Below are 22,417 nucleotides of genomic sequence, written 5' to 3'. Positions count from 1 at the left end.
GGCACACCGGGCGGTCCTCGCCGTGACGTCAGATGTGGTAGATGTCGATGACCTGGCGAACGTAGTCGTTCTTCAGCACCACCTTCTTCGCCAGGATCAGCGGCGTCTCGCCGCGCAGGTCGAGGGTGTAGAAACTGGTGCCGAAATAGCTGTCGGTGGTCTTGTAGCGGAAGCTCAGGGTGTGCCAGTTGAAGCGCACCCGGCACTGCCCGGCGTCCTGCTCGACGATCTCGATGTTGCTGAGGTTGTGCGAGGTGCGGGTGTCCGGCACCGTCGCGCTGGAGCGCTCGGTCTTGATGCGGAAGACCCGGTCTTCCAGACCGCCGCGGTTGCCGTACCAGATCAGCGAGATCTCGCTCTGCGGGTCTTCGGTCAGGCGGTCGTCGTCATCCCACGACGGCATCCAGAAGGTCGCGTCGGCGGCGTACAGCTCCAGCCACTGGTCCCACTGGGCATCGTCCAGGTAGCGCGCTTCGCGGTAGAGGAAGTCGCGCACGGTGTCATGCAGGTTCATTGCACGGCCTCCACGGGAATCAGTCGCTGTTCCTCTTCGAGGGCCTTGAGCAGGGTGTCCTGCCAGTACTTGTGCTGCAGCACGAACAGGCCCTCGTCCTCGGTGCGCACGCCCGACAGCAGCGGTGCCAGCTGGATTTCCCGGGCGGCCGCGTCGGCGCCCTCGATCCAGTGCGCCGCGCCGCGCGACATGTCGTTCCAGCCGGTGCCGGCGCCATAGCCGGTCTGGCAGGAACGGAATTCCTCGAGGTCGTCGGGGGTGGCCATGCCGCTGACGTTGAAGAAGTCCTCGTACTGGCGGATCCGCTGGGCGCGGGCCTCGGCGCTTTCGCCCCTGGGCGCGATGCAGTAGATGGTGATCTCGGTCTTGTTCACCGAGATCGGCCGGGCGATGCGGATCTGCGAGCTGAACTGGTCCATCAGGTAGACGTTGGGGTACAGGCACAGGTTGCGCGAGTTCTCGATCATCCAGTCGGCGCGGGCCTGGCCATGGTCGGCGGCCAGTTGCTCACGACGCTCCCAGGCCGGACGGTCCTGCGGATTGGCCCAGCGCGTCCACAGCAGCAGGTGGCCGTGGTCGAAGGAGTAGAAGCCGCCGCCCTGCTTGGCCCAGGAACCGGCGCTCATGGTCTTGATCTCTTCGCCGGCCTCGCGCTGCTTGCGCTGGTTCTGGGTGGCGGCGTAGTTCCAGTGCACGGAGCTGACGTGGTAGCCGTCGGCGCCGTTTTCCGCGGTGAGTTTCCAGTTGCCTTCATAGATGTAGGAACTGGAGCCGCGCAGCACCTCCAGGCCTTGCGGCGACTGGTCGACGATCATGTCGATGATCTTCGCCGACTCGCCCAGGTGCTCCACCAGCGGCTTGACGTCCGCGTTGAGGCTGCCGAACAGGAAGCCGCGATAGGACTCGAAGCGCGCGACCCTGGTCAGGTCATGGGAGCCGTCGCAGTTGAAGCTGTCGGGATAGCCGGCGTTGCTCGGGTCCTTGACCTTGAGCAGTTTGCCGCTGTTGTTGAAGGTCCAGCCGTGGAACGGGCAGGTATAGCTTGAGCGGTTGCCGCGCTTGTGCCGGCAGAGCATGGCGCCGCGATGGCTGCAGGCATTGAGGAAGGCATTCAGCTCGCCGTCCTTGTTGCGTGCGATGAAGATCGGCTGGCGGCCCATGGTCAGGCTGAGGAAGTCGTTGTTTTCCGGGATCTGGCTCTCGTGGGCCAGGTAGATCCAGTTGCCCTCGAAGATGTGCTTCATCTCCAGGTCGAACAGGCGCGGATCGGTGAACATTTCCCGCTTGCAGCGGTAGACGCCGGATTCCCGGTCGTCCTCGAGCATGGCATTGAGGTAGTCGAATCCCAGGGACATGGCCAGGGCCTCCATTGTTATTGTTCAGGCCAGGTCAGGTTAGGGGTGCGGGGAGCGCGGCAATATCCGGATCGTGCAGAGTGCTATCCAGTTTGTGCAGGCAGCAACGCCCGTCATCGAGCGGTCATACCAAATAGCCAACCACTTACATTTCTTATGGATTAATACCTACAGACAGTATGATTGCGAATGATATCGTATAGCCATTATGTGAACTGGATCACAGATGAACAACACGAACATGGATGCCGGAAACCATTGAAATAGACGGGGCGCAGTCCGAAAAGCCAGACGAGTAGGAATCTTATAGGGAGATATACCGCATGACCGCTCAAGAGCAATTTGTAGGTGGATGGACCCCTTATCACCCACTGACCGCCCAGGACAAGGCAGTCTTCGAAGAAGCCCTTGCCGGGTTCGTGGGTGTGAATTACCAGCCTCTGGAAGTGTCGACCCAGGTGGTCAACGGTACCAACTACCGCTACCTGACCAATGCCAGTCTGCCAGGCGCCAGCCAGGTGGTATGGCGCGCAGTCGTGGAAATCTACGCGCCGATCAATGGCAAGCCGCACATCACCCAGATCCACCGGATCTGAGTGGACCCAACCCACGGGCGCGCAGCCACTGCGCCCCGGGGGTACCCGCGACAACCCCCGCTCAATGCCCCGCCGATGCCGGCCCCGCCTTCGCCGCGAACGGCGGCTTCGCCAGCCACACCAGCAGAATCAATCCGGCAAACACCCAGCCCATCAGGGTGAAGTAGTCCACCGTCGACATCATGTACGCCTGGCTGCCGAGAATCTGCTCCAGCTGCCGGTACGACGCGCCCCCTGCCCCGCCCAGTTGCTGCAACGCCTCGCGCGTCGCCGGCTCGTAGGTACTGATGCTTTCGCTCAGGTAGGCATGGTGCTGGTCGGCGCGACGAATCCAGATCCAGGTGGTCAGCGAGGCCGCGAAGCTGCCGCCCAGGGTCCGCAGGAAGGTCGCCAGGCCCGAGCCGTCGGCGATCTGCTGCGGCGGCAGGTCGGAGAGCAGGATGCTCAGGGTCGGCATGAAGAACAGCGCCACGCCGATGCCCATGAACAGTTGCACCAGGGCCACGTGCTGGAAGTCCACTTCATGGGTGAACTGCGCGCGCATAAAGCAGCTCAGGCCGATCGCCAGGAACGCCAGGCCGGCCAGCAGGCGCAGGTCGAAACGGTGCGCGTACTTGCCGACGAATGGTGACATCAATACCGGCAACAGACCGATCGGCGCCACCGCCAGGCCGGCCCAGGTCGCGGTGTAGCCCATCTGCGTCTGCAACCACTGCGGCAGGATCAGGTTGATGCCGAAGAACCCGGCGTAGCCGCAGACCAGGACGATGGTGCCGATGCGGAAATTGCGGTGGACGAACAGGCGCAGGTTGACCACCGGGTGCTTGTCGGTCAGCTCCCAGATGATGAACACGGCGATGAACACCGCGGAAATCAGGCTGCCGACGATGATGAAGTTCGACTCGAACCAGTCCAGGTCGTTGCCCTTGTCGAGGACGATCTGCAAGGCACCGACCCCGATGACCAGGCTCAGCAGGCCGATGTAGTCCATCGGCTGACGGCTGGTGTGCACCGGCCGCGCGCGCATCTGCTGGCGCACCACAGCGGCGGCGAACAGGCCGATCGGCACGTTGATGAAGAAGATCCACGGCCAGCTGTAGCTGTCGGTGATCCAGCCGCCGAGGATCGGCCCGGCGATCGGCGCCACCACTGTGACCATGGCCAGCAGCGCCAGGGCCATGCCGCGCTTCGCCGGTGGGTAGACGGCGATCAGCAGGGTCTGGGTCATCGGGTACAGCGGCCCGGCGACCACGCCCTGGAGCACGCGGAAGCCCACCAGTTCCGGCATCGACTGCGAGATGCCGCAGAGAAACGAAGCCAGGACGAACAGCAACGTCGCCCAGATGAACAGCTTGACCTCGCCGAAGCGCCGGCTCAGCCAGCCGGTCAGCGGCAGGGCAATGGCGTTGCTCACGGCGAACGAGGTGATCACCCAGGTGCCCTGCTCCGAACTGACCCCGAGGTTGCCGGAAATGGTCGGCAGGGCCACGTTGGCGATGGTGGTGTCGAGCACCTGCATGAAGGTCGCCAGGGACAGACCGACCGTGGTCAGGAGCAGGCTCGGCGGGGTGAACGAGGCCTGGTTGCTCATCGTTGTGCGGTCTTGTCGCTGGCGCTGTTGTCGTGGATCAGGCGGGAGATCAGGGTGTCGGCCTCGACCAGCTGGCGGTCATATACCTGGGTGGCGAAACTCGCCTGCTGCGCCGGCTGCTGGGCCAGCACCGGACCGCTCTGGTCGTGCAGGTCGACGTCCACCGTGGTCGACAGGCCGATGCGCAGCGGGTTGCGGGCCAGTTGTTCGGGGTTGATATGCACCCGCACCGGCACGCGCTGGACGATCTTGATCCAGTTGCCGGTGGCGTTCTGCGCCGGCAGCAGGGCGAAGGCACTGCCGGTACCCGCGCCGAGGCTGTCGATGGTGCCGCTGTACTTCACCTCGTTGCCGTACAGGTCGGTGCTGATCTCCACCGCCTGGCCGATGCGCATGTTGCGCAGTTGGGTTTCCTTGAAGTTGGCGTCGATCCACAACTGGTCCAGCGGGATCACCGCCATGGTCGCGGTGCCTGGTTCCAGGCGCTGGCCCAGTTGCACGGTGCGCTTGGCGACGTAGCCGGTGACCGGTGCCACCAGGGTGGTGCGGGCGTTGCTCAGGTAGGCCTGGCGCAGCTCGGCGGCGGCGGCCTGGACTTCCGGATGCGACGAGACCACGGTGTCGTCGACCAGCGCGGTGGTGGTGTTGAGTTGCTGCCTGGCGTTGGCCAGGGCGCCTTGCGCCGAGGTCAGGTCGTCGCGGGCGTGGGACAGCTCCTCCTGGGAAATCGCCCCGCCGCCGGCGAGGATCTTGCGGCGGTTGTAGTTTTCCTGGGCTTTCTGCAGCTCGGCCTTGCGCGCCTCGACCTGGGCCTTCATGCCGTCGACGTTGCTGTACAGCCCGCGGACCTGGCGCACGGCGCGGGCCAGCTTGGCCTCGGCGGCCTGCAGGCCGACCTCGGCGTCGCTCGGGTCGAAGCGGATCAGTTCCTGCCCGGCCTGCACCAGGTCACCGTCGTCGGCGCCGATGCTGATCACCGTGCCGGTGATCAGCGGGGTGATTTCCACCACGTTGCCGTTGACGTAGGCATCGTCGGTGCTTTCGCTCCAGCGCCCGTAGCGTTCGTGCCAGAACCAGGTGCCGGCGCCGAGGGCCAGCACCACGAGCGCCAGGCCGACCAGCCAGGTCTTGCGCTTGCGCTGATTGTTGACGTCCTGCTCGTTGGCGGCAGTGTCCGAAGAAGTGGCCATGGCGAATACCTTATGGATGACGGGTGGCCGCCAACGTTGCCGCGGCCTGCTGTTGTTGGGGGGCGCTGTTCATTTTTGCCCCACCCGCAGCAGGGTCAGGGCATCGCCGGCGCTGACCAGGACCTTGGTGAGGATGGCGGTGAGGGTCGCCAGTTCCTCGGGGTCGAGGACATCGAGCAGCTCGTTCATCGCCGCCGCGCCGATATGCGGCAGGCGGGCGGCCAGGGTGCGGCCTTCGTCGGTGAGGCCGACACGGACCTGGCGCCGGTCGTCCGGGCAGCGGCTGCGGGCGATCAGGTCTTTCTGCTCGAGGCGGTCGAGCATGCGGGTCATCGAACCACTGTCCACACCGAGGTAGCGGCACAGCTCCGCCGGGGTATCGACGGCGTACTGGGCGACGATGATCAGCACCTTGAACTGCGCGGCGGTGACGCCGAAATCCTCGAGGTGACTGTCGAGAATGCGGTCCTTGACCAGCGAGGCACGGCCCAGAAGCATGCCGATGGTGCAGCTCTGGAAATTTTCCGGGGTGAAATGGGACATCGACGAGAAACCTGCTCAGGCAGCAATGTAAACAAATATGTCTGCCCAGGCATTGATTGTCCAGGCATTTATTAGCTTGCTTTGTATTTTGCCGATAGGAGGGCGTCGATCCGATCAGCCCGGTGCAGGTGGGTGAACGGCTGGCGAAGTTGATCGCGGATGCCCGGCTGGTGGTGTTTCCCGAGGCCGGGCATGACCTGGGGCCGAGACATGCCGAAGGGGGTGGCGGGGTTGCTCGATGAGCATCTTCGTCGGTAGTGGCAGATTGCGGCATTCAGAAATACCTGACAGAAACCGCCTAAAAAACCGTTCTCGCCCTCAAACTTCCCCGACAAAACTTCCCCGTCATCCGACTTTCACGTAGGCAATTTCCCAAGCATACTTTTCCGCCTGATCAACCGTTGCGCTCTTGAAATCCGCTGCCTAACCTTCGCCGGTCGCTGTGATCCGGCGACCGGGTTTGGTAGCCCGATGAATCAAGACGCACGGAATCCCCTCGAACAGCGTGTGCTTTTCAGCATCCGCCGTTTCCTTTCATGGGGGCTGTGCGTGGGGCGCCTTCGGGTGCGCCGGGTTCCTTGATTCCCGGTCTACCAACCTGCGCACAGCCGCCACCCAATCGTTTGGTAGCGACAGGTGACGGTTTCACCAATCAAGGAAACCGCAAATGAAAAAGATCGTTCCAGATCCACCTGTTTCACCACCGACCACCGCGCATACCCACTTCGGATCGTGTAATGGCACGCATCCGCCGCTATTCAGCGTTTGCGCGGGCGCCAGCATGGAAGACGCCTTGGTGCATCTCTCCGCGTCGCTGGCTTCGGCTTATGAAACCAACTTCCAGGTATGTGAATCGGCGAACAGGCCGATGCAGGGAATGGCCTGGGCGACTCAGCATTCGCTGGAGATTTGCCGGGCGTTGGTTGAGTCGTTGTTGAGCACGAGGGAGAGGCAGTAGGAGTTGGGTTAGAGGAGTTGCACGGGGCGGTTCTTTTCTCTGTAAAGGATGAAAAGCCGCCTCACGTCTGGTCTGGAAGTGCTGACGCCTTTCGACCCAAAACTGCCCTTGGCGGAGGGCAGCTAACGGCCAATTGCGGCCTTTCGCAGTCGATGCCTATGGGTCAGACGGCCGTTCGTTTCCCGCGAGAAGGTGGTCGTGCAGTACACCAATGGCGCCTTAGCGCCATTTTGAACGCTATCGCTGAGGCTGAAAATATATTCTCCGCCAAATTAATAGTCTAGTCTTATGTGATCCGAAATTTAGGAGTTTCCTATGGCAACCGAATCAACTGCTCGCATAGCCTTTGCAGCAATCGTTTCCATTGTAGGTGGTTTATTTCTGCCAATGGCGGCTTTTAATAGCTTAAATAGAGCCATTCTGCTTTGGGTGTGCATCTGCGTTGCAATTGGGCTAATTTTAGGGGGTGTACGCGAGCAGAAGCTACGTACTTCGATTGCATCTAGCGCATTGACTGCCGCTATAATTCCGCTCGCAAGCATTGGATTTTACTGGGCTCGGTGGCTCGCAACCTGGTTGAAAGATCCAGAAAACCCAGATGTTTTACTACCTCTTTTTTCAGGTATGGTTGGCCCAACCGACTCGCTCGTCTTAATGGGGCTTGGCTTAATAGCCGCAACAGCGTTCATCGCTTCTTCAATTTCCATATTTCTCGCCAGCCTTGCTACAGATCCTCTTACCAGTTTTTTTCAAAAAATGTTCAGTTTCGGCCCGGAAGGGTTTAATCGAATTAATCAAATGCTCATTGCTGTTGTAACCGTAATCGGATCAATTGTAGTTTTGTTCTCAGCTCTTGGCGCAGCCTGAGCCTACGTTGCGGGAATACCTAACCAGCATCAGTAGGAATGTTAAGTCCTGTAAGAAAAACAATTCCATAAATATCTTTCCGCAGGTCAATGTGACCACGGCGGTGAAAAATTTCGTGATTTTTTGATAGCATGCACCCAAGCTGCTGACGCTCGCCACCGGCCGCTATTGGTCGTGAGCGGTCACTCGCGAACGGCTGAAAACAACCCAGAGTGGCCGTTTGCTGCTGGCGACCTTACTCCCGAGCGGGTTCTAAACCCCGCTGGGAGTTGTAACGTTTAGGAAGACTTGGCAGTCTCCAACGCTCTTGTCCAAAGCAGATGAACCCCGTCAATCAACTCCTTGGCAATCGCCGCCTGAATTGCGGGACTGCGTAACCCTTCTAGGTCCTGTCGCGTGGGGGAACGGAGATCAAGATTGTGGGTTGGATAGCGCCAAAATAGTTCATCAGCTTTGCCTGCGCTGTTTGGTACATCTTTACTGAGGTCCAATAATGCCTTGCGATCTGATTCTCGTTCGTGCTCATCAGTGCAATAGCCGTAGTAAAGGCGATGATCCACTTGTATGTAGGCATACCCAGGAAATCCGGCAAGTGGGAAGTACAAGCCGTAAAACCGATTGTTCTTTGACTTTGTGTAATAGTTACGAATACTATCGCGATCAGCTGTATCTTCGGCTGCGGGCATCTCTGGATATACTTCCTGCCGGTAAGCCCGCATGCGCTCCCACAGATCTTCCTGCAGATCTACCAGCACCTCTTTGTAAGCCTGTTCAATGTCCGACACCAAAAACAAGTTGTCGTCTTCTCGCAGCCGCTTTTTCAGCTCTTCCATGTATTTTCCTCCTTGGTCTGTAGATGTAAGTTTTTGCAGCAACTCGATGTACTGGAATACACCCTCCCGCAAGCCTGCATCGCGGGCAACGATGGGCACACAAAGTTCCAGCCACCGTATAATGTCGGTCTCGTAACTGATAAGGGAAACCTGCACATCCTTTTTGCTGTGTTCCGCTGGCTCCGAACCGTCCAGCGTCAGATAAAGGTTCGTGATCTGTTGGTAACCTTCTTTCTTTACCAACTGATCATAGCGATAGAGTTGTTCGTAGGCATCTTGGGCATAGATTTTGTTTTCAACGATAATCGCTTGCCCTTTGGTGTTTCTGATGAAGATATCAATGCTTTTGTATTCTGTCTGGACGGTGGTGGTCTCGACCTCAAAGTCATTGATTTTCATCACATCCAAAAAGACCTGGAGCAACCGGCTACCGCAAGCATGGGAGCCGTTGGGGTCTAATAGGAAAGCCAAAAAGCGGGAGTGCAGATAAACTTCATCGCTCTCAGTTCGCAGCACCGAAAATAGGTTGAAGCCGGGCTCCTGATGGTGGGTGGCACGCAAGAGTGCGGCATGATGGAACAGGTCACTCATCGTTTGATTCCTTTTAACCATGAAGGCGCAAGGATAATGCTATTTTTACATCTCTGTGCCAACTGCGTTACGTTTCAACCTGCAAACTAAAGGGCGAATACCATCCTTTACTGTTGATCAGCCCCTCCAACTGACCAATGAACTCAATCACAATCCTCGCTGTCCCCCAGTGACTAAAGTTGTGACTCCGGCGATGCTTAGATATCAATCTTAAGTGCACGATTCGAATCGTCATTAATTCTGGTAGCACATTCGAGCGATCGCTTCTGGCTGATAGCTGCACTTGGTGAAGGGCGGCTATGGGTCGATAGCTGCCCTTGGCAACTCACCGCCTTCACCCCGTCGCAGCGTCCCGAGCAAACACATTTGCCTCAACTACCCTATTCCAGCGAGCACGAAGCTAAGAACGAGGTCAGGGAATGACAGTTGGTCGTAACAATGATCTTGCCTACTCCATCCTGCTGATCAGCCCTGTGCTCCTTTACGCAAACATGGGTGCCGACCCGCTGTACACAGGTATCTGGTACCTCCTGGGTATGCCTGTGGCGATGCTCCTGCCGGGCTTGATCCTGCGAGCCCCCGCGTTGTTTCTCACTGGAACGACAGCAGCGGCGATAGCGAGTCTGCTGATCTACGCAAAAATCATGTTCAGCCTGGCTCGCCCGGATGGGTTGCTTGTACTTGGGCACCTGTTTTCCACTCCCGACATGTTGGTGGGGACAGGAATGTCAGCCTGGCTATTGAGATACCGCGTCAAAGCAAGTTTGCCATGGCTCGTCGCGGGCATTGGTTTTCTGGGGGCCGCCCTGGGATTTATGATCGCCCAGATGATCGTGTGCAGCACCCTTATGTATTGCGGTGTGCTATCGATTGGGATGTAAAGGTGATCGTAGAAGGTTGGATCAAGCACCACCCTCATCCGAACGAGAAGTGCTTTGTCACAAGCGCCGAAGCCGAGCCACAGCTCGTTAAACCGCCTGATCACGCACCAGGCCATCCAGCAAGGTCGTCAAGGCATCCTGAATCGCATGGTCGCCGACCTTCGCCGGCACCAACCGGCTATCGATCGAAAGCAGGGTCAACCCATGGAGGTGGGCCCAGCTGGCGGTTGCCTGTCCCAAGGCGGAACGGGCACGGATAGTACCTTCCTCCTGACCTCGTTCCAGTACCTCGATCACCAGGCAGAACGGCGCCTGGGCTCGAGGATCGACATGGATCTGCGCGGGATCTCCCGCCTGTGTCGAGAACATCAACCGGTACAGATCCGGATTTTCCTCGCCAAACGCCAGGTAGGCATAGGCCATTGCCTGCAAGCGCTCCGGTGCCGACATCGCGGGCTCCATCGAGTCCTGCATCGCCTGGTGCAATCGCTCGAAGCCCAGTAGCGCCAACTCGTTGAGCAGCGCCCCCTTGTCCGGAAAGTGCCGATACGGCGCCGAGTGACTCACTTCGGCTCGCCGGGCTATTTCGCGCAGGGTGAATTGCCAGCCCTGCTGTTCTTTCAGGGTCGCCAAAGCGGTGTCGATGATGGTGCGACGCAAATCGCCATGGTGGTAGGGCTTTGCTTCGCAAGGTTCATCGGTTGACATACGGCTGCTCCCCTCATGTTGACAGTGAACACATTGTCTTCCTATGATCGGCGCAAATCAAGTTTACAGTGTCTACATTGCAATGACCCTGAGAGGTGCAAGATGACCATCGCCGCAACATCCATCCCCGCTATCGACCCCGCACTGACGCTGGAACAGCAGCGCCGCGCGTTTCTCAATGACGGGCCGCCCGGCATCGAGCTGCGCAAAGCCAACCTGATCAAGTTGCGTGCAACGCTGCTTGCCCACCGCCGCGCTGTGGAGGAAGCGATCAGCGCCGATTTCGGCAACCGCTCAAGGCATGAGACAGACATCATGGAACTGCTTGGCGTGGTCCAGTCCATCGATTACCTGGTGCGGCACCTGCGCCGCTTCATGAAGTCCGAGCGGCGTCACGTCGCGGCGTTTCACCGTGCCGGCCGCGCCTATGTGGAGTACCAGCCCAAAGGGGTGATCGGGGTCATGGCACCGTGGAACTACCCGATAGCCTTGACCTTCATCCCCTTGGCCACCGCGCTGGCGGCTGGCAATCGGGTGATGATCAAACCCTCCGAACTGACGCCGCGCACCAGTGCGCTGATTCAGCGCATGCTGGCGGACAGTTTCAGCGTCGATGAGGTGGCGGTGGTACTCGGCGGCCCCGAGACCGGCGCACACTTCAGCGCGCTGCCCTTCGACCACCTGTTGTTCACCGGCAGTACACAGGTTGGCCGAATGGTGATGCGGGCGGCCAGCGACAATCTGGTGCCCCTGACCCTTGAACTGGGCGGCAAAAGCCCTGTGGTGGTGGCCCCGGGGCATGCCGTGCGCAGCACCCTCGACAGCATCGTCTTCGGCAAACTGGCCAACGCCGGCCAGACCTGCGTGGCACCGGACTACGCCCTGGTCCATGAGGATGACCTGGGGGAATTCATCTCCCAGTATCGTGCGGCTGTCGCCCGTGGCTATCCGCAAGGCCCGACCAGCCCGGACTACACCTCCATCGTCAGTGACAGGCATTACACGCGCTTGCAGTCACTGGTCGAAGACGCCCGCACCAGGGGCGCCAGGGTGATCGAGGCCGGCGTGACGCCGGAGCGCGCGGCAGAGCGACCGCGGACACTGGCTCCGACACTGATCGTGGGGGCTGATGACAATGCACTGGTCATGCGCGAAGAAATCTTCGGGCCTTTGCTGCCCGTGCGCACCTACCGCTGCCTCGACGAAGCGATCGGCTACATCAATGCCAGGCCACGTCCGCTGGCGCTCTACTACTTCGGCACTGTGGGCGCCGACAGCGAAGCGCTGCTCAAGTGCACAACCTCCGGCAACGTCGGCATCAACAACACCCTGATGCACGTCGCTGTGGACGACCTGCCGTTCGGCGGCGTGGGTCCCAGTGGCATGGGGGCCTACCACGGTATCGAGGGTTTTCGCGCGATGAGCCATGCCAAGGGTGTGTTCGTGCAAGGTCGCTGGAACCTGCCAAGGCTGCTGCGGGCACCTTTCGGGAAGCTGGCCGATCTTGCCCTCGCCTTCACCCTGCGGTCCCGGCGCTGACAGCACGTCCTGCTGCTGAAAAAGCGGATCATTGGCACCTTGACATTAAAGTTAAGTTTAAGGTTAGGGTGCATGGGCAAGATCCACTTGGTTCGGCGCCAGGCGAGCTGCCTGGTCGCATTCATCAATGCGTGATGCAATTCACCGGAGAGACTGAAACGTGAAACTCGGAACCGTCGTCGCAGTGGCAGGTGCACTCCTGGCGCTCATTGCCAACTCCACCCTGGCGGACACCAGCGGCATCCCCAGGCATGGCGAAACCACGATGATAGATATCGCAGGCCAGCCGGTACCCGTCGTCAAAGGCGGGTTGTACGACCGTTACCGCTCCAACCCTCCCCTGTCGGTGATCCAGGCCGAAGCGCCAGGCGTGGACCTGAGCTGGTTCAAAGGCCTGGAAAAAACCAAGGTCGACATGGGCTTCGAGTCGTACTCGCCCAACTTCTACTACAAGAACAGCCGGGTTACAGCCGTTTACACGGCCGACCTCGAGCGCCTGCGCGCGTTGATGCCCGCTGAAGTACTCGAACACGTGCAACCCCTGCAGGTATGGCCAGGCCGCGGCCTGATCGCGTTCACGGCCTACACCTACGACTATTGCGACAACGACAGCTACAACGAGATTGCCCTGTCGATCATCACCAACAAACCGGGTAAATCCAATCTCGGGCCATTCAGCTTGATCGGACAATCCATGTCCAAGGACTTCTGGGGCTACGTGCTCAAATTGCCGGTGAATACCGAGCTTGCCCGGGTCCGGGGCGTGGTGGGCTACAACCTGCCGAAGTGGCTGACGCCGATCAACCGCAAAGAGGACGCCACGAGCGTGTCCTATGACATCGTCGACGCCCAGACTGGCAATACCGATGTGATCTTCAAAGCCAAGAAACTTGACGACGTATCCAGTGAAGTCGGCCTGGTGACCAACAGCTTTACCAACCTCGACCATGCCGGCCAGCCGAGCTATGGCTACGCGACGTCTCGGCAGACTCGCCATGGGTCGAGCATGAGCGCTGACTCGGCGAACCTGGTGCTCGGCGACGGCAGCCTGTCGACCTATATCCGCTCCTTGAAGCTGGGCAAGATGGTGAAGTACGAGTACGTGCCTGAATTCCAGAGCGCCCTCTATGCTCCGAAGCCGCTGGCAGCATTGCATAGCGGTGACTGAACGCTCCATCGGCGCCGGCCCCTGAGCCGGCGCTCCACGTCGCATCGGGCGTTGGCCTTGTTCACTTGGCAGGTGAAGCGCCGCCCTTGTTCAAGGCGATATCTTCGCGCAGACGGTCAAGCACACGCTGGGTGTTATCCACGCACGGCATGCCGTCTGGCTTGCTTTCAATGCCGTCGATCACCATCAACAACTGCTCCTTGTTGCGAGCCAGGCGCTGCTGCAGCACCTCGATTTCCTCGACCTTGCGCTTCAACCCGAAGATCAGTTCGTCATGCCGCCACCCTTGCGAACTCACCGGCAACAGGTGCCGGATTTCGTCCAGGGTAAAGCCTGCCAGCTGGGCGCTGGTGATCATCTCCAGGATCCAGACTGCATCGTCTGAATAGTCGCGGTAGCCATTGGCCTTGCGCTCGACTGATTGAATCAGTCCGCTTGCCTCGTAGAAACGGATGCGCGAAGGGGCAAGGCCCGTGATTTTCGCCAGTTCTCCAATCCTCATAACCACACCTTCACGGACGTTAGACCTTAAAGCTCACTTTAACCCCATGGACACCACAGAGCCAACCACGGCTCTCAAATCGCAGGCCTGATCAGGCCCAACCAATCATCCTGCGCCTACGCTGATCCTGGGATAGGTACAGCAAGGGCTTGACCTTAAAGTTCACTTTAATCCTAAGGTAAGTGCCTGGGCTACGGCAGCCACAGCGTCGCGCCCGACACACGTAAACGGGCAACCTTCTACCGAGATTTCCAGGAGACCCAATGCAAACCGTTCTAGGAGCAACTGGCCAGATAGCCATAGAGTTGGCACGGGAACTGAACCGGGCATTTACCGAGGACATCAGGCTGGTCAGCCGCAATCCGCGCAAAGTCAGCGACTCTGACACACTGGTTGCGGCTGACCTGCTCGACGCCAGCCAGGCCGCCAGGGCTGTAAAAGGCAGCAGCATCGTTTATTTCACAGCCGGCCTTCCGCCCGATACCCAGCTCTGGGAAACGCAGTTCCCCGTGATGCTGCAAAACGCGCTTGATGCGGCTCGCGCCTCTGAAGCCCGCTTCGTCTATTTCGACAACACCTACATGTATCCGCAGGATGATCGCCTGCTGACCGAGAACACGCCCTTCGAGCCGGTCGGTCGCAAAGGGCAGGTTCGTGCGCGAATGGCATCGATGGTGCTGCAGGAGATGGCGCGCGGTGACATTCCTGTCGTCATCGGGCGAGCTCCGGAGTTCTATGGGCCAGGCAAGACGCAGAGCATCACCAATACCCTGGTCATCGACAACCTGAAGGCTGGCAAGACACCCCGCGTCCCGGTGCGGGACGATACTCGGCGAACACTCATCTGGACGCCGGATGCAAGCCGGGCACTGGCAGCCCTGGGGAACACGCCGGACGCATTCGGGCAAACCTGGCATCTTCCTTGTGACGATGAGCGGCTGACCTACAAGCAATTTGTCACGCTGGCTTCGCAGATCGCTGGCAAGGACGCGACTTACAAAATCCTGGGTAAATTGACCCTGACAGCTGCAGGCCTGATATCCAGGCAGGTGCGTGAGCTGCGGGAACTGCTGCCACGGTACGCGCACGACAACCTGTTCGACTCCTCGAAGTACAAGCAGCGTTTTCCCGAATTCAAAGTCACGACCTACCGTCAAGGCCTCACTCAAATCCTGAATCCGTCTGGTAGCCGCTGAGACGAACCTGAACCGCCACATTGAGCCAGGCCGTTTGGCCGATGTGTGGTGCCAGGGCGGCTTTCCCCGCTGATCTATCCTCAATCTGGCCTTTGGGGCTTGACCTTAAAGCCAACTTCAACCTTACAGTGATCAACGGATGGATACGTTGATCGCCCAAGGAAGGCTCCCTGACGATTCACACCGGACTCTCACAATTGATCGTCCGCTGGGCAGGCTCAGGGGCATGAGAGGAAAAAGCTGAACACTGCACCAAGAGGCTCTGGCAAGCAGCATGAGTGCTGCTCATCGAACTCCACCGAACGCAGGAGACGCAAACATGGGATACGTCACGACACAGGACGGCGTTGAAATCTTCTACAAGGACTGGGGCCCCAAGGACGCCCAGGTAATCCACTTCCATCATGGTTGGCCGCTCAGCGCTGATGACTGGGACGCGCAGATGCTGTTTTTCCTCGCCAACGGCTTCAGGGTCGTTGCCCACGATCGACGGGGTCATGGACGCTCGAGCCAGGTCTGGGACGGTCACGACATGGACCATTACGCCGACGATGTGGCGGCGGTGGTCAATCATCTCGGTACCCAGGGCGCCATTCATGTCGGGCACTCCACCGGCGGTGGTGAAGTGGTGCACTACATTGCCCGCCATGGTGAAGACCGCGTCCTCAAGGCGGCCATCATCAGTGCGGTACCCCCACTGATGGTGAAAACCGAGAGCAATCCGGGTGGCTTGCCGAAGCAGGTTTTCGACGATCTCCAGGCTCAGCTCAAGGCCAATCGCGCGCAGTTCTACCATGACGTCCCGGCAGGACCGTTCTATGGCTACAACCGTCCAGGCGCCAAGCCCTCGGAAGGCGTCATCCGGAACTGGTGGCGCCAGGGCATGATGGGCTGTGCCCAGGCTCATTACGACGGCATCGTCGCCTTCTCGCAAACGGACTTCACCGAAGACCTGAAGAAGATCACCCTGCCAGTACTGGTCATGCATGGTGACGACGATCAGATCGTTCCATACGAGGCTTCGGGCGTGCTTTCGGCAAAGCTGCTGCGCAACAGCACGCTGAAGATCTACCCAGGGTATCCCCACGGGATGCCAACCACTGAAGCCGATACGATCAACGCTGACCTCCTGGCCTTTATTCGAGGCTGATCAGGCCTGGGAGCCAGGTCGTTATCCTGGCTCCTTCCTGGCCGTTCCGACCCGTTCCTCAGCGCTTCAGGCAGGTATCGATATTCCACCCATACAACCACTGCACCGCATCATGGAACTGCTCCTGCGAACGCCCTTCCCATAGCTGGTTTCGCACTATCCGCTCGACGCCCTTGGCGTGGTACAGCCGCCCCATTTCCCGCGCCGACCACAACACCCGCGCGGTGCGCGGAATACGGATCGACTCGTACAGGCGAAACGCCGCCTGCAGGTCATGCTCGCAGGCTTTCACCGCCTGCCCCAGTACCACCGCATCCTCCAGCGCCATGCATGCGCCCTGGGCCAGGTACTGGGTCATCGGGTGCGCGGCGTCGCCCAGCAAGGTTGCCCGGCCTTCGCCCCACTGCTCCACCGGGTCGCGGTCAGCGGTGGCCCAGCGGCGCCAGGAGGTCGGCCGGTCGAGCATTTGCCGTGGCCGCTCGTGGATGCCCTCGAAGTACGACAGCACCTCTTCCTTGCTGCCATCGCTCACCCCCCACTGCTCCTCGTTGCGGCTGTGGAAGGTCACCACCAGGTTGTACTGCTGGCCGCCACGCAACGGGTAATGCACCAGATGGCAGCGCGGGCCGGCCCAGAGCATCGGGGCATTGACGCGCAAGTCCTCGGGCATGTTCTGCACATCGACCACCGCGCGGTACACCACGTGCCCGGTCACCCGCGCCGGGTCGCCGATCATGCGCTCGCGAATCACCGACTTGACGCCGTCGCAGCCAATCACTGCATCGGCCTGGTAGCGGTTGCCTTTGCTGTCGGTCAGGGTCACGCCGTGATCGTCCATTTCCAGGCCGGCGATATGGGTAGAGGTCTGGAAGCGGATCAGCGGGTTCTGTTGCACCGCCTCGAGGATCGACAAGTGGATGTCGGCGCGGTGGATCACCCCGTAAGGGTTGCCGAAACGCTCGCGGAAGCGCTCGCCCACTTCGATGCGCCCGACTTCATGGGCATCGATGGCGTCCATCATGATCAGGTGGTCGGTGAACACCGAGCGATTGCGCGCCGCATCGCCGGCGCCCAGGGCATCCAGCGCGGCATAGGCATTGGGACCGAGCTGGATACCGGCACCGATTTCAGCGATGTGGTCGGCCTGCTCCAGCAGCAGCACCTGGATACCCTGGGCGGTCAGGGCCTGGGCGGCGGCAAGGCCACCGATACCACCGCCGACAATGATGATTTTCTGTTGTTTGCCAGTCATGGTTGGGGTCTCCGTACAGGCTGCGGTTCTTATTGGATGAAATCGGCCTGGCGGCCGGGGGCGGCGCGCTGGAAGGCCGGCTGGGCCTGGCAGTGGTCGTACACCGCCATCACCCGTGGGTACGCCTGCAGGTCACAGCCCATGCGCTCGGCGTTGGCCACCTGCGGCACCAGGCAGCAGTCGGCCAGGGTCGGCTGCGTGCCGAAGCAGTACGGGCCATCGCCATGGCGTTGCAGCAGGACTTCGAGCGCGGCCAGGCCTTCGGCCGCCCAGTGCGCATACCAACGGTCTTTTTCCTCGGCCCCGACTTCCAGCACGCGCTGCAGGTAGCCGAGCACGCGCAGGTTGTTCAGCGGGTGAATATCGCAGGCGATCAGTAGCGCGACTTCCAGCACCCGTGCGCGCAGCAAGGGTTCGCTGGGCAGCAGCGGTACCTGGGGATAGTGCGCGTCGAGGTAATCGATGATCGCCAGCGACTGGGTCAGGCTGACGCCATCGTCGTCTACCAGCACCGGTACGCCGCCGAGGGGGCTGAGTTCACGGTGCTGCGCCTGGCGTTGTTCACCGGCGCGCAGGTTGACGCCGTGGTAGTCCACCTCCAGGCCTTTGAGCGCCAGGGCAATGCGCACCCGGTACGAGGTGGAACTGTTGAAAAAACTGTAGAGCTGCATGGCAAGGGTCCTGCTCGATCAAAGCGTGGTGTGGGGGTTGGCGCGCAGCGCGATGGCCGGCCGCGCACCCTTGAAGAAGATCGCCGCGGCGGCCAGCACGGCGGGCAGCATGAGCACGCCGAACAGCACCTCGAAGGACAGCCCGGCGTCCATCAGCAGCGCGCCGCCGAAGGTGCCGCAGACTGAGCCGATGCGCCCTACCCCATGCGCCCAGCTCACCCCGGTGGCGCGGCTGCTGGTGGGGTAGAAGGCGGCAGCCAGTGCATTGGCGCCGACCTGCGAACCACTGATGCAGAAGCCCATGCCGGCCACGCTCAGGCCCAGCAGCACGTAGTCGCCATGACTCTGGCCGATGGCGAAAAGGCAGCCGGCGCCGCCGAGCAAGGCCAGCACCAGCACCTGGTGCGGCTCGAAGCGGTCCATGGCCGCGCCCAGGCACACGGCGCCCAAGGTGCCGCCGATCTGGAACAGCGCGCTGATCAGCGCCGCCTGGCTCAGGCTCAGGCCGGTGTCACGCACCAGCAGCGGCAGCCAGTTGGTCATGCCGTAGATGATCAGCAGGCTCATGAAGAACGCCAGCCACAGCGCCAGGGTGCCGCGGCGCAACGGCGCGGCGAGAATCTGCCGCACCGGCGAATGGCCTTCGACCACGTCGTCGATGAGCACGCCCTGGCACTCCGCCGGCAGTGCCCCGATACGCCGCAGGATGGCGAGCGCCCTGGCGTCGCCCGGCTCGCGCCGCGCCAGAAAGCGCACCGACTCGGGCAGCGCCAGCAGCAGTACCGGCAGCAATGCCAGGGGCAGCACGCCGCCAAGGGCCAGCACACTGCGCCAACCGAACACCGGCAACAGCTGGGCGGCGACCAGCCCGCCCAACGCCGAGCCCAGGGTGAAGCCGCAGAACATACCGGTGACCATCAGCGAGCGGCGCCGTTGCGGGCAGTACTCGGCGGTCAGGGTAATGGCGTTTGGCATTGCCCCGCCCAGGCCCAGGCCGGTGAGCAGGCGCAACAGCGCCAGGCTGTGCAGGTCCTGGGCGAACGCCGCGGCCAGGCTGAAGACACCGAAGCAGGCCACCGACCACAGCAGCACGCGCTTGCGGCCGAAACGGTCGGCCAGCGGCCCGGCCATGAACGCCCCCAGCATCAGACCGACCAGCGCGGCGCCAAGCACCGGGCCAAGGTCGGCGGCACCGATCTGCCAGTGCTCACGCAGCGCCGGGGCAATGAAGCCGATGGCGGCAGTGTCCAGGCCATCGATGGCCGTGACCAGAAAACACAGCAACAGGATGCGCCACTGGAAGCGGCTGACCGGTTGGCTGTCGATAAAGGCTTGTACATCCACGGTGTTGTTCTTGTCGGTGGAAGACATGAGCGAAACCTCCGGGCCGGCGCCGGGCGCGGCCACGTGTAGAGCCGGGAGGAAGGGCCGACTGCGCCGGCCCGGGGCAATCAGATGACGCGGACGTGGATTTCGCCCAGGCCATCGACGCCGCCCACCATCAGCTCGCCGGCCACCACCGGGCCGACGCCTTCGGGAGTGCCGGTCATGATCAGGTCACCGGGCTGCAGTTCGAAAAAGCGCGACAGATAGGCGATGGTTTCCGGTACCGACCAGATCAGCTTGTCGATGTCACTGCGCTGGCGGTCCGCGCCTTCGACCTGCAGCCAGATGCCGGCCTGTGCCGGGTGGCCGACCTGGCTGGCCGGGTGCAACGGTGCAATGGGCGCGGAGGCGTCAAAGGCCTTGCCGATTTCCCACGGGCGGCCCATTTCGCGCATCTGCATCTGCAGGTCACGGCGAGTCATGTCCAGGCCCACGGCGTAACCGAACACGTGCTGGCTGGCCTGATCCAGCGCAATGTCGCGCCCGCCTTTGCCAATGGCCGCGACCAGTTCGATCTCGTAGTGGTAGTTGCTGGTTTGCGTCGGGTACGGCAGCTCCAGGGTCTGGCCGTCGGCCACTGGCACCACGGCATCGGCTGGCTTGCAGAAGAAGAAAGGCGGTTCACGATCGGGGTCGAAGCCCATTTCGCGGGCGTGGGCGGCGTAGTTGCGGCCCACGCAGTACACGCGGCGGACCGGGAAGCGCTGGTCGCTTCCGGCAATCGGCAGGCTGGTGGTGGCGGCAGGTTCGAACAGGTAAGTCATGGCAGGGGTTCCTTGGTTCAATGGTGTTCGCGGGCTTCGCGCAGCAGCCCGAGGGCCTCCTGCACAGGCCGGTCGGAATAGCTGAACAGCACGCACTCGTCGTCGGCCTGCAGGCTCAAGGCCGCCCAGCTCGGCACCACGAAGGTGTCCCTGGGCTCGAAGTGGAAGGTCTGCCCGCCGATGATGGCGCGACCACGGCCCTCGACCACCGAGTACACGGTGGCATCGGTGCAGCGGGCCGTCTGGCCGACGAAGCCGCGCGGCAGCAGCTGCATGCAGGTGCCGATGGTGGGCATGGCCCAGCCGCCGGTGGCCGGGTTGACGTAGCGCAGTTTCACCCCGTCCCAGGCATCCACTTCACCCTGGCGCTCAAGGGTGGCCAGGGCTTCGCGGGTGCGGGCGTAGGGGTAGCTGAAGATCGGCGAGGTGGCGCCTTGCACCTCATGACGCAGCGGCAGCATGTTGGCGCCGTAGCGGGCCAGGCTGTTGCCCTCGGGTCGGCTGACGGGCTGTACTGCTTCGGGATAGTTCTCGGCAAAGCCGGCGCCATAGAAACGCACGGTGGGAATGTCCAGGCCATCGAGCCAGATCACCGGTTCGCCGCCTTCGGCTTCGCTCGGGTTGCCGTGGTCGTGCCAGGTCCAGGACGGGGTGATGATGAAGTCCCCGGGGTGCATGGTGGTGCGCTCGCCATCCACTGCGGTGTAGGCGCCCTTGCCTTCGACCACGAAACGCAGTGCCGACTGGCTGTGGCGGTGGCTGGGGGCAATCTCGCCCGGCAGGATCAGCTGCAGGCCGGCATACAGGCTGGGGGTGATCGAGGCCTGGCCGCGAATACCCGGGTTCTCCAGCACCAGTACCCGGCGCACGGCTTCTTCGGCGCTGATCAGCTGGCCGGCTTCCATCAGGTACGGACGCACTTCGCTGAAGCGCCACAGGGCCGGCACGCAGGGGGTGGTGGGCTGCGCCGGCACCAGGTTGTGCAGTTGCTCCCACAGCGGGAACAGTGCCTGGCTATCGATGCGTTGATAGAAGTCGGCACGGGCCGTGCCGATGTTGTCGTTGTTATTCATCGCTTCACCTGTGGTGGGCTGTGAAGGGGCGGATGGCGGTGGCAGCGCCCCGTTGTGGAGCCGATTAAACGCCCCCTTCCCATACAAAAAAAATGATATTTTCATATGCAGCCATATGAAAAATATGATGGGAGATAGACCATGCACTGGACCCGCCGCCTGCGCCCGCGCCACCTGCAACTGCTGGTGACGCTGGCCGAAACCGGCAACCTCAGCGACACCGCCCGGCAGGCCTATACCACTCAGCCGGGTCTGTCGAAGTTCCTCAAGGAGCTGGAGGAAGATGCCGGTGCGCTGTTGTTCGAGCGCCATGCCCGCGGCCTGCGACCAACCGCCGAGGGCACCCTGCTGGTCAACCATGCGCGGCGCATCCTCAGCGAAATGGAACGGGCGCAGAGCAACCTCGATGCCCTGCGCGAAGGCAACACGCCCAACGTCGCCATCGGCACCTCGCCCGCCTCGGCGCCGAGCCTGGTACCCGACGCCATCCTGTACTTTCTGCAAAAGCACCCGAAGGCGCAGATATCCCTGCAGGAAAGCACCATGGATGTGCTGCTCAAGCGCCTGCAGCTGGGCCAGCTGGATGTGGTGGTCGGGCGCATCGACAACTACCAGCCAAGCCAGGCCCTGCACAGCGAGATGCTGTTCCGCGAACCGATGCAGGTGGTGGCCCGCCCCGACCATCCACTGGCCCAGCGCACAGGGCTGGGCTGGGATGACCTGTATCAGTACGACTGGCTGCTGTGGCCACCGGCCACGCCGATCCGCAACCGGCTGGACACCGCCCTGACCAATGCCGGGCGCAAGCCGCTGCCGTGCCGCATCGAATCGTCATCACTGATGGCCAACCTGTGGTTGATGCAGAACAGCGACATGCTGTCGGTGGCGTCGGGGCGAGTGGCCGAGCATTTCCATGGGCGCGGTTTGCTGCGGCGGCTGGATTTCGAACTGGAGGCGGAAGGGTCGATCGGCATGTGCTGGCGGGATGAGCCACTCATCGAAGGGGCGGTGCTGGATCTGCTCGAGAGCCTGCGTGAGGCCGCCCGCTCACCCATTCGCAAACCCTGATCCGCGGCGTGAGCGGGCCGC

Annotated in this window: 22 protein-coding genes; 9 read left to right on the top strand and 13 right to left on the bottom strand. The window is 61.5% G+C overall.

What is annotated here, in order from left to right; genetic code table 11:
* Positions 1-28 precede the first annotated feature (28 nt).
* Both benB and benA read right to left on the bottom strand, forming a co-directional pair.
* Complete coding sequence (gene benB, locus RTI28_RS15315) at positions 29-514, bottom strand: benzoate 1,2-dioxygenase small subunit (protein WP_316921218.1); 486 nt, start codon at positions 512-514, stop codon at positions 29-31.
* The gene (benA, locus tag RTI28_RS15310; RefSeq protein WP_316921217.1) at positions 511-1,869 is read right to left on the bottom strand and encodes a benzoate 1,2-dioxygenase large subunit; all 1,359 of its coding nucleotides are present in this window, start codon (positions 1,867-1,869) and stop codon (positions 511-513) included. Before benA ends, benB begins: the two co-directional genes overlap by 4 nt.
* 323 nt (positions 1,870-2,192) lie before the next feature.
* On the opposite strand from benA, the gene RTI28_RS15305 reads away from it, so the two are divergent.
* The gene (locus tag RTI28_RS15305; protein ID WP_316921216.1) at positions 2,193-2,465 is read left to right on the top strand and encodes a hypothetical protein; all 273 of its coding nucleotides are present in this window, start codon (positions 2,193-2,195) and stop codon (positions 2,463-2,465) included.
* 61 nt (positions 2,466-2,526) lie between these two features.
* On the opposite strand, the gene RTI28_RS15300 is transcribed toward RTI28_RS15305, so the two are convergent.
* From RTI28_RS15300 to RTI28_RS15290, 3 genes are all read right to left on the bottom strand, one after another.
* Entirely contained in the window at positions 2,527-4,056 is a 1,530-nt protein-coding gene (locus tag RTI28_RS15300) for a DHA2 family efflux MFS transporter permease subunit (protein ID WP_316921215.1), read from the bottom strand.
* Positions 4,053-5,246 (bottom strand): HlyD family efflux transporter periplasmic adaptor subunit, encoded by a 1,194-nt coding sequence (locus RTI28_RS15295; protein ID WP_316921214.1) that lies wholly within the window; start codon positions 5,244-5,246, stop codon positions 4,053-4,055. Before RTI28_RS15295 ends, RTI28_RS15300 begins: the two co-directional genes overlap by 4 nt.
* A gap of 69 nt (positions 5,247-5,315) precedes the next feature.
* The gene (locus RTI28_RS15290) at positions 5,316-5,789 is read right to left on the bottom strand and encodes a MarR family transcriptional regulator (RefSeq protein ID WP_316921213.1); all 474 of its coding nucleotides are present in this window, start codon (positions 5,787-5,789) and stop codon (positions 5,316-5,318) included.
* A 667-nt stretch (positions 5,790-6,456) separates the two neighbouring features.
* On the opposite strand from RTI28_RS15290, the gene RTI28_RS15285 reads away from it, so the two are divergent.
* Positions 6,457-6,747, top strand: a complete 291-nt coding sequence (locus RTI28_RS15285) for a hypothetical protein (protein ID WP_316921212.1) — start codon at positions 6,457-6,459, stop codon at positions 6,745-6,747.
* 315 nt (positions 6,748-7,062) lie between these two features.
* Positions 7,063-7,614, top strand: a complete 552-nt coding sequence (locus RTI28_RS15280; RefSeq protein ID WP_316921211.1) for a hypothetical protein — start codon at positions 7,063-7,065, stop codon at positions 7,612-7,614.
* 278 nt (positions 7,615-7,892) lie between these two features.
* Here the strand turns inward: RTI28_RS15280 and RTI28_RS15275 are convergent, their stop codons facing one another.
* Positions 7,893-9,038 carry a PD-(D/E)XK nuclease family protein gene (locus RTI28_RS15275; RefSeq protein ID WP_316921210.1) on the bottom strand — a complete coding sequence of 382 codons (1,146 nt, stop codon included), beginning with the start codon at positions 9,036-9,038 and terminating at the stop codon, positions 7,893-7,895.
* Between the two features lie 419 nt (positions 9,039-9,457).
* On the opposite strand from RTI28_RS15275, the gene RTI28_RS15270 reads away from it, so the two are divergent.
* Positions 9,458-9,919 (top strand): hypothetical protein, encoded by a 462-nt coding sequence (locus tag RTI28_RS15270; protein ID WP_316921209.1) that lies wholly within the window; start codon positions 9,458-9,460, stop codon positions 9,917-9,919.
* Between the two features lie 87 nt (positions 9,920-10,006).
* Here the strand turns inward: RTI28_RS15270 and RTI28_RS15265 are convergent, their stop codons facing one another.
* Complete coding sequence (locus RTI28_RS15265; protein ID WP_316921208.1) at positions 10,007-10,627, bottom strand: TetR/AcrR family transcriptional regulator; 621 nt, start codon at positions 10,625-10,627, stop codon at positions 10,007-10,009.
* Positions 10,628-10,729: 102 nt separating this feature from the next.
* On the opposite strand from RTI28_RS15265, the gene RTI28_RS15260 reads away from it, so the two are divergent.
* Together RTI28_RS15260 and RTI28_RS15255 are read left to right on the top strand one after the other, a co-directional pair.
* The gene (locus RTI28_RS15260; protein WP_316921207.1) at positions 10,730-12,166 is read left to right on the top strand and encodes a coniferyl aldehyde dehydrogenase; all 1,437 of its coding nucleotides are present in this window, start codon (positions 10,730-10,732) and stop codon (positions 12,164-12,166) included.
* A gap of 265 nt (positions 12,167-12,431) precedes the next feature.
* A complete protein-coding gene (locus RTI28_RS15255; protein ID WP_316921350.1) occupies positions 12,432-13,334 on the top strand; it encodes an acetoacetate decarboxylase (ADC) in 903 nt (300 codons plus the stop codon).
* Positions 13,335-13,395: 61 nt separating this feature from the next.
* Here the strand turns inward: RTI28_RS15255 and RTI28_RS15250 are convergent, their stop codons facing one another.
* The gene (locus RTI28_RS15250) at positions 13,396-13,836 is read right to left on the bottom strand and encodes a MerR family transcriptional regulator (RefSeq protein WP_316921206.1); all 441 of its coding nucleotides are present in this window, start codon (positions 13,834-13,836) and stop codon (positions 13,396-13,398) included.
* A 263-nt stretch (positions 13,837-14,099) separates the two neighbouring features.
* Between RTI28_RS15250 and RTI28_RS15245 the strand changes: the two genes are divergently transcribed.
* Together RTI28_RS15245 and RTI28_RS15240 are read left to right on the top strand one after the other, a co-directional pair.
* On the top strand, positions 14,100-15,032 hold the full coding sequence (locus RTI28_RS15245; RefSeq protein ID WP_316921205.1) for an NAD-dependent epimerase/dehydratase family protein: 933 nt from the start codon (positions 14,100-14,102) through the stop codon (positions 15,030-15,032).
* Positions 15,033-15,351: 319 nt separating this feature from the next.
* The gene (locus RTI28_RS15240; RefSeq protein WP_316921204.1) at positions 15,352-16,182 is read left to right on the top strand and encodes an alpha/beta hydrolase; all 831 of its coding nucleotides are present in this window, start codon (positions 15,352-15,354) and stop codon (positions 16,180-16,182) included.
* Positions 16,183-16,240: 58 nt separating this feature from the next.
* Here RTI28_RS15240 and RTI28_RS15235 read toward each other — a convergent pair whose 3' ends face one another.
* The 5 genes from RTI28_RS15235 to gtdA form a co-directional block, all read right to left on the bottom strand.
* On the bottom strand, positions 16,241-17,434 hold the full coding sequence (locus tag RTI28_RS15235) for a 3-hydroxybenzoate 6-monooxygenase (protein WP_316921203.1): 1,194 nt from the start codon (positions 17,432-17,434) through the stop codon (positions 16,241-16,243).
* A 29-nt stretch (positions 17,435-17,463) separates the two neighbouring features.
* Positions 17,464-18,105 carry a maleylacetoacetate isomerase gene (gene maiA, locus RTI28_RS15230; protein ID WP_316921202.1) on the bottom strand — a complete coding sequence of 214 codons (642 nt, stop codon included), beginning with the start codon at positions 18,103-18,105 and terminating at the stop codon, positions 17,464-17,466.
* 18 nt (positions 18,106-18,123) lie between these two features.
* Positions 18,124-19,476 (bottom strand): aromatic acid/H+ symport family MFS transporter, encoded by a 1,353-nt coding sequence (locus tag RTI28_RS15225; RefSeq protein ID WP_316921201.1) that lies wholly within the window; start codon positions 19,474-19,476, stop codon positions 18,124-18,126.
* An 80-nt stretch (positions 19,477-19,556) separates the two neighbouring features.
* A complete protein-coding gene (locus tag RTI28_RS15220) occupies positions 19,557-20,255 on the bottom strand; it encodes a fumarylacetoacetate hydrolase family protein (RefSeq protein WP_316921200.1) in 699 nt (232 codons plus the stop codon).
* A gap of 17 nt (positions 20,256-20,272) precedes the next feature.
* Entirely contained in the window at positions 20,273-21,328 is a 1,056-nt protein-coding gene (gtdA, locus tag RTI28_RS15215) for a gentisate 1,2-dioxygenase (RefSeq protein ID WP_316921199.1), read from the bottom strand.
* Between the two features lie 141 nt (positions 21,329-21,469).
* Here gtdA and RTI28_RS15210 point away from each other — a divergent pair, with 141 nt between their 5' ends.
* Positions 21,470-22,396 carry a LysR substrate-binding domain-containing protein gene (locus tag RTI28_RS15210; RefSeq protein ID WP_316921198.1) on the top strand — a complete coding sequence of 309 codons (927 nt, stop codon included), beginning with the start codon at positions 21,470-21,472 and terminating at the stop codon, positions 22,394-22,396.
* Positions 22,397-22,417 lie beyond the last annotated feature (21 nt).

This window comes from Pseudomonas sp. zfem002, assembly GCF_032621685.1.
Taxonomy (GTDB): domain Bacteria; phylum Pseudomonadota; class Gammaproteobacteria; order Pseudomonadales; family Pseudomonadaceae; genus Aquipseudomonas; species Aquipseudomonas japonica.
This window is presented reverse-complemented; position numbering and strand designations above follow the sequence as displayed.